Origin of the sequence: Vibrio sp. 99-8-1 (genome assembly GCF_013114595.1) — a bacterium.
GTDB lineage: Bacteria > Pseudomonadota > Gammaproteobacteria > Enterobacterales > Vibrionaceae > Vibrio.
Window position 1 is genome coordinate 1 of the sequence record NZ_VTXE01000021.1, and the last position, 13327, is coordinate 13327.

At 38.4% G+C, this 13327-nt stretch carries 7 protein-coding genes; 2 read left to right on the forward strand and 5 right to left on the reverse strand.

Annotated elements, in window-relative coordinates; genetic code table 11:
* Nucleotides 1-266 precede the first annotated feature (266 nt).
* The 3 genes from F0227_RS12950 to F0227_RS12960 all read right to left on the reverse strand — a co-directional run bounded on the left by F0227_RS12950 (nucleotide 267) and on the right by F0227_RS12960 (nucleotide 4798).
* Nucleotides 267-1757 carry a DASS family sodium-coupled anion symporter gene (locus F0227_RS12950; protein ID WP_171753635.1) on the reverse strand — a complete coding sequence of 497 codons (1491 nt, stop codon included), beginning with the start codon at nucleotides 1755-1757 and terminating at the stop codon, nucleotides 267-269.
* Between the two features lie 536 nt (nucleotides 1758-2293).
* Nucleotides 2294-3196 (reverse strand): LysR family transcriptional regulator, encoded by a 903-nt coding sequence (locus F0227_RS12955; protein ID WP_171753636.1) that lies wholly within the window; start codon nucleotides 3194-3196, stop codon nucleotides 2294-2296.
* Nucleotides 3197-3418: 222 nt separating this feature from the next.
* Entirely contained in the window at nucleotides 3419-4798 is a 1380-nt protein-coding gene (locus F0227_RS12960) for a DASS family sodium-coupled anion symporter (RefSeq protein ID WP_171753637.1), read from the reverse strand.
* Between the two features lie 546 nt (nucleotides 4799-5344).
* Here F0227_RS12960 and F0227_RS12965 point away from each other — a divergent pair.
* Nucleotides 5345-7033, forward strand: coding sequence for an NAD-dependent malic enzyme (locus F0227_RS12965; RefSeq protein ID WP_171753638.1), 1689 nt, complete (start codon nucleotides 5345-5347; stop codon nucleotides 7031-7033).
* A 135-nt stretch (nucleotides 7034-7168) separates the two neighbouring features.
* Here F0227_RS12965 and F0227_RS12970 read toward each other — a convergent pair whose 3' ends face one another.
* Entirely contained in the window at nucleotides 7169-7783 is a 615-nt protein-coding gene (locus tag F0227_RS12970) for a response regulator transcription factor (protein WP_171753639.1), read from the reverse strand.
* Nucleotides 7784-7819: 36 nt separating this feature from the next.
* Nucleotides 7820-11521: an ATP-binding protein gene (locus tag F0227_RS12975; protein ID WP_171753640.1), complete on the reverse strand. Its 3702-nt coding sequence runs from the start codon at nucleotides 11519-11521 to the stop codon at nucleotides 7820-7822.
* A gap of 524 nt (nucleotides 11522-12045) precedes the next feature.
* Between F0227_RS12975 and F0227_RS12980 the strand changes: the two genes are divergently transcribed.
* On the forward strand, nucleotides 12046-13077 hold the full coding sequence (locus F0227_RS12980) for an HD domain-containing phosphohydrolase (RefSeq protein WP_171753641.1): 1032 nt from the start codon (nucleotides 12046-12048) through the stop codon (nucleotides 13075-13077).
* The last annotated feature ends 250 nt before the right edge of the window (nucleotides 13078-13327 follow it).

Below are 13327 nucleotides of genomic sequence, written 5' to 3' on the forward strand. Positions count from 1 at the left end.
CGGGGTTGGCTTCAGCCGCTGCGATAGCAGTACGAAGACCGGCGCCGCCAGCGCCGATGACCGCGATATCTGTGGTTATGGTTTTCACAGTTATCCTCCAGTGTATTTAATTGTTTTTGGTTCTTATGAATATAAAACGGCAAAATGAGCGTATGTATATTTATTCAACGAATATTGTGTTCTCAAAAAAGCCGACAAAGTCGTTGGGGCAATGTCGGCAAAAGTATGAGTCTGTATTTTATTATTATAAGAATTTGTAAAATCGGTTACATAATACCCAGTACATTCCACCAGATAAGGCCAACAATCATAAAGAGAATGGCACCACTAATGGAAATAACTAAGCCTGTCTTCATCCATTCGCTATCGGTATGGTAACCGTAGCCAATAAGTAACGGGTTACGTGCGTGGCTATAAGTACTCAAGTTACAACCTAGGTTTGTAATACCCGCGACAGCCAATACAGAAATAAGTGGTGATACACCCAATCCCATCAACGCGCCAATAATTACAGGACCAAGTGCCACAACCTTAGCGGTTCCAGACGCAAAGAAGTAAGCTGTAAATAGGTAGAAACCCATCATAGCGACTAAGAACATAGTGGCACTCGCATCACCCATGCCACTAGCTAGTGCATCAGAGACAAGGTTACCCACCCAGCCCGTAAAGCCTAATGTTTTTAGCTTACTCGCCATTCCCATCAGTACGGCAAACCAGATCAATGTATCCCAAGCGCCTTTTTCCGACTTGATATCATTCCAGCTTAATACGCCCATTAGCAGCAATGCTGATAGCCCTACAAATGCCGACGTAGTTGAGTGTAGTCCTAAAGTTTTTCCGCCAACCCACATAACAATGAGGCCAACAAATACGCTGACTAACTTCCACTCACTTAAAGTCATCGCACCCATTTTCTTCAACTCACCCTTGGCGAATTCCGGCGCTTCTGGTGTCTCTTTTGTTTCTGGTGAAATAACGCGATACAGCACATAAGGTGTGACTAGCAGCAAACATAACGCAGGAAGCAGCAAATAAAGCGCCCAGTCCGCGAAGGTTAATGTAATACCGGCAACAGTAGAAGCGATGCCTACTAGCGCAAGGTTTCCTGCAAAGCCAGTTTGAAAACCGATAGCAGACGCATCATTCATCGCACTGGCGCTCGAGATTAAGTACTTACCCAGTTTTTTATCTGACTTATTGATGGTCTTAGCTAGCGAGTCAGCAATAGGCGAAACAATGGCAGATCGAGCTGTATTACTTGGTGTTGCTGGTGCAATAAGAAAATCAGCAATACCTAGACAGTACGCGACTCTTAATGAAGATTTACCAAATTTACTTAGCAATAACAGAGCAATACGACGCCCTAGTCCTGTTTTAGTAAATGCTCGCGCTATCATAAAGGCAATAATAATCAACCAGATAAGGGCGTTATCAAAATGGCTTAGTGAGCTGATTATTGCTTGTTTCGCGCCGGCTTCACCGCCAGGTCTGGTTACTGCGTATACCGCTAGGCTAATTACTGCTACTGCACCTGTCGGCAGTACATTCGCCACAATCGCGGCTATGGTTGCAATAAAGATGATGGCTGTGTGGTATGCGGGCAACTCTAATCCAGCAGGAGGAGTAAATTGCCACATGACAATGCTAATTATAATAATTAGCGCGAGAGGAATAGTTTTCGCGACAATAAATGGTTCGCTATCTTGACTATTGCGAAGTATATTTCCCGGTGTTGGTTTTGCTACAGTCTGATTCATAGTTCTAGCATCCAGGTTAAATAAATTAAACCGCCAGAAAAGAGCTACTGGCTTCTATTTTGTTTTTGTTAGTGACATATGCATATCATCTAACGCAAACATAAACCCGAGTGATACTTTCAACAATTTCAATTAAACCAAGTACAGTTGCGCTATTTGCATCTATACTTTTTCACAGCATTTCGTTAACATAACCACACAAAATAAATGGAATATAAAGCAAACAAAAACAACAGGTTACATAACAACTTACCTTGTGTTATTTTGTATATTACAAAGATGAAAACTTTATATTTACATTGTGACTTACAACATAGATTTATAATTTTGCGATTCAGCGCATATTTCATATATTAAGAACCGCATAAATTTTTGCTATTTAAGTAGCTATAAATGGATTGCAATTGCTATGATATATAATTTAATAAATAGAACGATGTGATCGTTGGCAGGCTTTTTTAGATAAGAGATATCGAGATCGTCATAATATAAAAAATGCCCTTAAGAAAGAGCATTTTTTATTCATTAGTTAGAGGTTAATAACCGTATTTAGTGCAGTACTCTTTAGAAACCACCTCTATTTGTTGTTTAAATATTTTTGTTGCTTCACTCAATTCGAAATCCTTCGGCTCAAAGAAAGCAAAATCAAATCGAAAATCAGTTTTCAAAGGAACAATTGATACGCTATTTTCTCCCATACTATGAGCAGCTAAAGGATCACCTAATGTAAAACCATAACCTGACGCTACAATGCTGCATGCGTGAAATGAGCTGGCGACCTCTACCACAGGTTTGATGGGTCGACCTTCTGCATGGAATAGATTGGCTATGTTCTGTGCTAAAAATGTGTCATTGATTAAAGTAATGAGAGGCAAGTCATCAAGCTCAGCCAACGTGAGTTCTGAGCGCTTTGATAGTGGATGGTTATACGGAAGAATGACCACCGTCGGCAATGAACAAAAAGTCTTTGTCACTATAGCTGGGTGTTCAGCCGGTACTCTGCCTAATCCAATATTAAATTGAAAACCGGCCACCCACTTTTCTAGCGTGCGCATAGCTTGAATATCAACATGGATCTTAGCATCTTGATGTTGCTGGCAGATCTGCGCCACCGCAGGAGAGATAATATGGCGTACTAATCTCGGGATACCAATAACTCTAAGCTGAGTTTTATCAGTACGTTTTATATCTTCGACGATATCGGGGATTTCATCGAGTCCGTATAAGATACGGCGAATTTCTTTATAGAACTCATCACCTTTAGCAGTAGGTTTTAAATTTCTTTTTTCCCTTGAAAACAGTTTAAAACCAATTTGACCTTCCAGTTGGCTAATTTGGCGACTTGCTGCAGACTCACTAAGACAGTGATGATCTGCCGCTTTTGCAAGGGAACCTTGCTTCATTATGGTAGCGAATATTTGTAAAGACTTTAAGTTCATCGCGGATTACTCAATATTATGTCTGGATAGTAGAGGTAGAGATACCTATTAAGTTAATCATAAACAGGATCAATACGTCGTATACAATTACTAACAGCATGACCACCATCATCTATTTTGCTAGTTTTTCTATATAAAGCGTAAAGCACAACGGCAACACTACAACTCTGTGTTGCCGTTGTGTGACACTAGCTCAATGGCAATCGGCAATTTATGACTCTGTTACCACAATAAATAGGAAAGAATACTAATAGCGATAATACAGACGATGTTAAGAATAAAACCTGTTCTCATCATGTCAGACTGAGTAATGTACCCAGAACCAAATACGATTGCATTAGGCGGTGTGGCGACAGGTAGCATAAATGCGCAAGAAGCCGACACAGCAATTAACGCGGATAAAATTACAGGAGATACACCCATAGCTTCAGCAATAGAAGCAAACACAGGAACCAATAACGCTGCACTAGCAGTGTTACTAGCGAATTCAGTAAGGAATACAACAAAAGCCACCACCGAGATTATCGTTATCATTAGTCCAGCAGAGCTTAAAAAATCACTCAAACTATGAGCCAGAAATAGACTGGTACCAGAGGTTTTTAATACGTTGCTTAAACATATACCGCCGCCAAACAACATCAGAACCCCCCAGTCAGTGGATCTCTCAATGTCCTTCCACTCAACCACTCTAGATACGCCAAGCATTATCATTGCTGACACCGCAACTAAAGTATCTAACTTGCTTACACCGCCTAACATGGCATTGATCGGTTTACTGAACATCCATAGCAAAACAGTAATAACAAAGATAACTAAGGTGATTTTTTTCTGATTGTTCCACACTAACTCATCGCTCTTTATCTCGAAGGTGTGGTTTAGGTTAGGTTTTAGTTTGATATAGAGGATAAATACCGACAATGGCAACAGCATAATTGTCATCGGCACGCCGTAGCTCATCCACTCAGTAAAGCTCAGTCCAACTTCAGCTGCTGCAATTGCGTTTGGCGGACTGCCTACAATGGTGGCAATACCGCCAATACTGGCACAATACGCTATTCCCAATAAAACAAAAACATAGGTATTCCTCTCTTTCTCTGCATTAACCTTTTGCAGTATGCCAAGCACCATAGGTAGCATCATTGCCGTGGTTGCGGTGTTGCTGATCCACATAGATAGGACAGCTGTCACGCCAAACAACATTAACGTTGCCACCGACATACGCCCCTTCGCTATGACTAAGACCTTATTTGCAATCGCTTGGTCTAATCCTTGGCGGTGAAGCGCCGCAGCCAAAGCAAATCCGGCGAGGAACAGAAATATAATTGGATCAGAAAAACTGCTTAGGGCTTTTGCTGTATCAAAAACCCCAAGAACAACCGCTAGAATAGGAACCAATATTGCTGACATACTCACATCAATCGCTTCAGTAAGCCAAAGTATCGCAATAAAAATTAACAGACTTAAACCTGTTACTATATTTTCTTCAAATGGTAAAAAATTTAGTAGTAAAATAAAGAGCAATACATCTAAAAAAAATATTATGGTTTTTTTATTTGTTCCCGTTCGTTCTTGGTTATTTATAGTAAGGCTGTGCGCAGACATAGGCATTCCTTTTGAATATAGTGTAGATAAGATCTATTCATTAATATGTAGGGTATATAAATAGATCCCTGTATGTATTTTCGGCGACATGATTAATCAACCAGCACAGTTATAACAATCACAATAAAACGGATAACCATTTCAATTTTTGCAATAGTCATAGTTTTCAGTCATCACTATCAGCTATTACTTCATACCATACATCACCCTATCTTATTGCTACAGTTCACTTTTCACCCTGGCGACGCCGTTTTTGTCACTTCACTAATCACAATGGAAAGCAATCAGTATTGATAAATTAAATAGTTACTTATGAGACATAGATCTATTCATCACATTATCGGTTCGCCAGTTTTACTTTCTTATACTTCAATATTTTTGCTATTTTAGGTGGTTTTTTTGAGAACATTTAAATATAGCTTACATTAATAGCAAGAAGAATTGCAGTTATTTGAATTGTTAAAGATTGAGTTTTAATTTATCTTTCGTGAAAGTTACCAATAATAAAAACCTTACCTTTTTACATCACATTTTTCAGAGTTTAATATGAACGAGAATCGTAAACCCTTATATATTCCTTATGCTGGTCCAGCGTTATTAGAATCTCCGCTGTTAAATAAGGGCGGTGCGTTTTCCAAGAACGAACGCTCAGTCTTCAATTTGGAAGGTCTTCTGCCCGATGCAATTGAAACCATTGAAGAACAGGCAGAACGCGCATACCAACAATTTAGTAGCTTTGAAAATGATATTGATCGCCATGTCTACTTGCGAAATATCCAAGACACTAATGAAACACTTTTTTATCGATTAGTTCAAAACCATATCTCGGAAATGATGCCGATCATTTATACCCCTACGGTTGGCACCGCCTGTGAGCGTTTTTCTAGCATCTACAGACGTGCACGAGGGTTAATTATCTCCTACCCTAATCGGGATAGAATTGAAGAAATCCTCAACAATGCTACTCGACATAACGTGAAAATTATTGTGGTTACTGACGGAGAAAGAATTTTAGGGCTCGGAGATCAAGGTATTGGTGGAATGGGGATCCCGATTGGTAAACTCTCTTTATATACGGCATGTGGAGGCATCAGCCCTGCTTACACCTTGCCCATTGTTTTAGACGCAGGAACCAACAATCCTCAACGACTCTCTGACCCTATGTATATGGGATGGCGACACCCTAGGATTTCGGGACAAGAGTATGACAAGTTTGTCGATAAATTCATTCAAGCAGTCAAAAATCGCTGGCCTGACGCCTTGGTGCAGTTTGAAGATTTTGCTCAGAAAAACGCGATGCCTTTATTAAACCGGTATAAAGACCAGTTGTGCTGTTTTAATGATGATATTCAAGGTACTGCGGCGGTTACCGTTGGCTCTCTTATCGCTGCATGTAAAGCGGCTAAGACGCTACTTAGCCAACAAACTATCGCCTTTTTAGGTGCGGGCTCCGCAGGCTGTGGCATTGCAGAAGCGATTATTGCTCAGATGGTGTCTGAGGGGATTTCTGATAAACAAGCTCGTAGCCAGATTTATATGGTCGATCGATGGGGTTTATTAACCGACGATATGCCAAATCTACTCGACTTTCAGAAAAAACTGCTCGTCAAACGCCAACGACTGACTAAATGGCAAACGGACTCAAACGAGCACTCGTTGCTAGACGTAATGAAAAATGCAAAAGCTACGGTTCTTATAGGAGTATCTGGTGCGCCAGGACTCTTTAGTGAAGAAGTGGTTAAAGAGATGCACAAGCATTGTGCACGTCCGATCATATTTCCATTGTCTAACCCTACTAGCCGAGTAGAAGCGACACCTGAAGACATTTTAAAATGGACCAATGGAAAAGCGTTAGTTGCAACAGGTAGCCCATTTGATCCGGTTCAACTTGATAATAGAAGTATTACCATTGCTCAATGCAATAACAGCTACATATTCCCTGGTATTGGTTTAGGTGTTCTGGCATCTGGGGCCAAACGGATTACGAATGAAATGTTAATGGAATCTAGCCGCGCATTAGCGGACTGCTCTCCGCTCGCCATCAATGGCTTTGGCGCTCTTTTACCATCATTAGAAAAAATAAGAGAAGTCTCTATTCAAATCGCATTTGCTGTTGCTAAAAAAGCCATGGAACAAAATTACGCGGCGGTACTCAGCGACGAGAAGTTGATGGATAAAATTGTCGCTAATTTCTGGACCGCCAACTATCGTGATTACAAGCGCACTTCTTATTAAGCTACATACTCAAAAGACCTTAAGATGAAGCGCTTGATCTAAAGGTCACTTGATAAATAAAAATAATTCCCTTCCTTGGGTTCTCCTAAAAAAAGAACCCTTTTTTTAGCAATGACCACGCATATCGGTTCATTTTCACACAACCATATCTTTTATCTTAATCAGCTCGACCAGTGATTTAACTTTGTACTTATCAAAAATTCTGACTTTGTAAGTGCTGACCGTTTTTGAGCTGAGCGAGAGGTTTTGTGCGATCTCTTTATTGGACAACCCACGTATTAGATAGTTAAACACTACGGCTTCACGCTTAGATAGTTTGGTCTCTTTATCCGACATAGTATTGAATTCATTAGATTTAAACACACTATAACCCTTTAAGATGGCCTCTACAGCTTCTCTAATATCATTCATCCCCTCGGTTTTGGTCACATAACCGTTGGCCCCTAACTTATATGCAGTTTCGGCGTACAGAGTGGTATTATGCACGGAAACAAACAACACTTTCCCAGCATAACCATACGCTTTTGCTCTACGTAAAAATTCAAAACCATCTGAATCGACCAAATCAACATCAAGAACAATAAAATCGATATTATTCTCTTTCACCAGTTTCATCGCATCCAAGGCATTATTCGCCTCCGAGATAGAATGTGTATACTCTTTCTCATTCAGCATATGAGAAATTGCAGCGCAGACTAACGGGTGATCATCAACGATTAAAAAGTTGACGCCATTGTTTTTAATATACATGGTTTTTCCTCATCAAATATTCAATAAATTATACGGTTAGCGATTAAGCGCTTTTATTTCCTTACTTATTGCATCCATAAGGACGCTGACTTGTTTAATTACTTTCTCTCTATTCACATCTTGATCTATAAGTGACTCTATTTCTGTCGCTTCATCGGAAATGCTTGTTAAGCCCACTGAGATAGCGCCACCTTTGATTCTATGAACAACCTTTTTAACAAAGGCATCGTCATAGTCGTCAATACTCGCTGCCAACACTTCCATATCGGCACTCATTGTCTGGCAAAAAATGTCACTGAACAGTGATAAGAAATCCACTTCCTTTTTAGCTTTACTCGGTACATTTTCTAGCAGTACCTCAGCAAGATCTTGCAGGGTGTACGGCTTATATAAGATCTGTTCAAACCCTCCCTCTTCTGTTTCCAAGTTGATTCGGTTTGAAACTTCTGCCGTCATAGCAATTATTTTCTTATCATTAAATTCAGGAAGTTGTTCACGAACTTTATGGGCAAGAGAAAGGCCATCTAACTTGGGCATGTGATAATCAGTTAATAGCACATGATAATGTGACGCCGACCTTTCCAGCTCTTGATATGCTTGCTCCCCATCAGCCACTATTTTGTACTGAACACCGAGTCTTTCTAGCTGTTGTTCAATCAATACACGGTTAATCGCGTGGTCTTCAGCCACCAATACTCGAATAGAGCGATTTTCATCAAACGTGAGGGTATTTTCTGCTGCTGATACTTCTTTTTGTCTTAGCGTATTTAGCAGTAAATCCGGATAAAAACAGGACTCAGACATCTGCAGAAGCTGTTTATGCTCATCATCCTCACAATGAGTCACATTAATTATCTCTTCATCGCAGTGAGAAATGGCTACCTTGCTGCTAACTGCATCGGCTGTTTCTTGCTGAATGGCGTTCTCGGCAACACTTGGGTCGCCCCCCCACGTATTGAGCCAGTAATTGAGCGTCTTGTTATCCCCGAGGTAGCGCACAGAACATTTTAAAGGCAGTTTTTTGAACGGAATAGCCGCAACAACAGGAAAGCGCAGATAAACTGTCGTCCCCTTGTTAACCGTACTTTTTATCTCTAGATCGCCTTGCAATAAACTGACTAAACTATTGACGATAGACAGGCCTAATCCTGTTCCTCCATAACTTCGTGCTATAGAGCCATCAGCCTGTTCAAACGGTTTAAAAATACTCGATAGCTTATCGGCTTCTATGCCAATGCCACTGTCTTTTATCTCTATATGCAGATAGTCGTTTTCAACGGCAATGGAAACTCGAATAGATCCCTTATCTGTAAACTTAATGGCATTCGACATTAGGTTATTGATTACCTGACTAAATCTAAGGGTATCAATATCCATAAATTCAATATTAAACGGCGTCCACTCTACTTCAAACGCCAGTTTTTTCTCTTTAGCAGCAGCCTGATGACAGCGCAATAAACTGCCGATGACTGTGTATATTTCGGTTGATGAAACATCTAAACTGAACTGATTGGCTTCAATCTTTGAAAAATCAAGCACATCATTTACCAGTAATTGCAGATTGCTGCTTGATGCATGAATATTATCGACTAAATACAGTGCCTCTTTCGAGCTGATCTTTTGTTTTAACAGCTCCAACAACCCCAACATTCCGGCTATTGGCGTGCGAAGTTCATGACTCATATTGGCAAGAAACTGACTGCGAGCATTCATCGCTGTCTCTGCTTTTTTGTTGGCTTCTATGAGATCTATCTCTTGCTGTTTCAATACCGTTACATCTTGAAAACTCGATAATATAAAGTTCTCTTTAGTTACAGGGTTAACAATACTTTTATGCATCAAGTTAAGGTACTGAATGCGATTATGAGGTTGTTCAAGCTTAATAGTGTCACGTATTACTAAACTATCGATCATTATTGAATAAACATCCTGCTCATCAGTTAATAGCGCTTTTGTTTCTGACTTTGAACCATAAGCTAACGAGGAAAATAACGAGCTGTTTCTTTTGTACTCTTCATTTGTTAAGACGATATTCATATTTCTATCTCGAATAACGATCATATCAGGAAGTTCATTAATTACTTCTTGTAACCAAAGAAGTTGTTGCTTGACCCTACCCTCAGACAGTTTTCTTAGATTAACTTGTAACTTCAAGTTCCTCAGAACTAAGACCGTGATGATAGCCACGGATAGAACTAACACGATAATAACCAGTGCAATTGAGTTAATGAAACTTTTCTCATACCCATATACAAGATCAAATTTTTTGTATGAGTTAAATAAGGATAATATTTCATTATTATCTATTACATCTATAACGCTATTTAATGCATTTAATAACAAAGGGTTATTAGCAGACACTCCTAGTGCAACCTGGCCAATTTTATTCAAATAATCTACATTACTATCTATTTTATACTTATCATCTTCATTGCGAATAAGAAAACTCTTTGCTATTTGACTTGTCATAACGACCGTATTTATCACACCTTGGTCTAAATCACTTAGCATCTCTTTAGCATCTGAATATATACGTACATCGTTACCAAATTTTTCCTTCCCTCTTCTGAATGAAAAAATATTATTCCTTACCAGTACGCCCATCTTTTCATTATTCGCTCTGTTTCCTTTTTTATCCCTTAATTCCACTTTAACGTAGCTAACGTTTATATATGGTTTAGAGCTCACTATATTTTCATTTAGATCATCAAATGGTTTAACAATAGGGACAAAGTCGATATCACCTTTTTCTATCATTTCAGATATTGACTTCCCTTCATCTGAAACATATTCAAATATTAAGCCAGACCGAGCTTGAAGAAGATTAATAAAATCATAGATATAACCCGCTAAATTACCTTGTCCATCGCGATAAAACAGCGGATAAAGATTGTCATCTATCGAATAGCGAAACACCTTTCGGTGATTCATTGAACTTATCAAGCGAGATATTTTTTGATCATGCTGATGATACAGATTCTTTGTGCCGGTTAAGTCGCTTCCATCTTGTTTAAATCGTTGAATTCCCTCATTAACTAACGATATCAGATTGCGATTTCCCTGCTCAGTCACTAGATAAGTCGATAATGTTGCATCTTTGTCTAAAATGGTTAATTCGCCCTGTTTAATATCATAGTTATCAAGGTATTCAGCAATAAACGCATAACTATCTATAAAACCGTCGATCTCTCCTTCTAACACCATACGCATTCCCTTGATTGTGTTATCTACATAGACCACCTGACTATTATTTTTTATGCGATTACAAAAAGGGCTTGTTATTATACAACCCACTTTATTTCTACCTTTATCTGACTGATTACTTTCTGGATTAAGAAACCAACTAGCCAGATTACTTTTATAGATTGAATCAGATTTTACTAAATTAGTATCTTCACTGAACAAGGAACTTGAAGTGACAACTGCATCTATATTATCTGCAAGCAACGCTTTGTAGGCTGAACTTTCACTCTCGAAAGAAAAATATCTAAATTCAACATTAATATACCGACTCAACAACGACATATAATCGACATCTATTCCATATAAATCGCCTAGCACATTAATTGCGTTTTGAGAGTAGCCATTATCCAAAATCAAACCAACTCGCATGTAACTGCTGTTCATTTGAATTTTAGAAAGTGTTCTCTCTCCCTCCAACTCCTTAACATTACTAGCAAAAGATAAGGTAACTGGAAGTAGAAAAATTAATATAAGGCTTATTATTATCGATTTCATTAGTCAATCAGTGATAAAAATTTCGACACATTTTATTACAAAATACTTGTTGCGCAAATAATAATTTTTCATAGAACAATCTCTATTCTAAACAGCATGTTATACCGGATTGACTATATCATTTAATTAAACACACACAAAATTAACACGGCAGGGAATTGTCAGAACAACATTTTTTTCATGTAAAAATGCCATTTAATTTATAGCATTAGACAGATAGTATCCGGCAACGAAATGTAACATTTGTAATTTTTATTAGATTAAAACATGCAAATTATTTTTTTATTGCAAACATATATGAATACGATCATATAGTTTTAATTAACATGCTAGTTGAAGTAGACAAGTTGATTATTTTATGAGCTTGAATTAGAAAAATGTAAGAATTTATTAACTAGTTTGAAGGTAAATTCTTACTCAAATGTCACCTTTTACTTAAACAAGTTAGATTCATCAAACAAGCAAAGACCTTAGTTATCTCTCGTTATATATTATTTTCCCCAAGATTTGTTAACGTGGTAATCATGAAATTTTATAGACGCTTATACGTTTTATTGTTGGCATTTACTGTACTACCTACCAACGGAGAGCCATTACCTTCACCAACAAAGGACGTTCTATTTGAAGCTAAATCGAGCATATTGAATGTTGCATTAAATGGAAAAGCGAGCTCTTTTTTTATTGGTAAATTCGTCACTCAACTTGATCGAAGCCTTCAATCATTTTTCTCAGATCTTGATCGCTTTTTAGCACAACTTTTTAATAAGGTTGTTTATATAAGCAATCCATCGTTTTTTTACTCTAAAGAAATGAGTTTTTTCAGCATAACATCCATTGTACTGCTGATTATTTCTCTCGTGCTATTGTGGTTTGGCATACAGCAAAAAAAGTCAAGAAAACGCCAGCAGCAGCAACTAGATCAAAGCATTATCGACTCACAAAAAGAGCTCATCTATTTTTTGGGTGAGGTTATTGAGTATCGAAGCGGAGAAACAGGACAGCATGTAAAAAGAGTGGCAAAAATATCCACAAAACTAGCGCAATTAAGGGGCTTATCAGAACATCAAACACATGTAGTAAAAATTGTCAGCCCCCTTCATGACGTTGGTAAAATTGCCATACCAGAAATGATTCTGAATAAACCGGCTAAACTGACTGTCGAAGAGTTTGCCATTATCCAGAGTCACACCACCATTGGCTACAAAATGCTAAAATCCAGTCACTCCCCTTATATGAAACTTGCAGCAAAAATTGCCTATGAACATCATGAACACTGGGATGGAAATGGCTATCCCTGTGGTAAGAAGGGAGAGGAGATAGATATTTTGTCACGTATTACTGCCGTCGCCGATGTGCTTGATGCTTTACTAAGTAAACGTTGTTACAAAGAAGCGTGGCCTGTGAGTAAAGTTATTAAACTCTTTAAAACAGAATCGGGTAAACAATTCGACCCTGAACTTGCCACTCTTGTCGTGGACAATATTGATGAATTTGTAGAAATCATTCGATTACATTCTGATGTTGAGGGTAAGCAAGTACAGCATGTTAATAAATAGCGAATTTAACTGCGTCGTTTCTGACTCGACTGGAACATTGAAGTACTCAATTTAAATGTGACTTAACTACCAAAACCATCGTGACACCCGCAATAAAGAGAATAATTTTCTCTTTATTGTTCAATTCAAAGTAAACAAAGCAAAAATCATCTCCCTATTTCTTTGTATATTATCGTTATTGAATAAATGAAGTAGAAAGATGTTGGCGATCACTTAACTACACGCCGACTCATCATCTCTTCAACGTAAT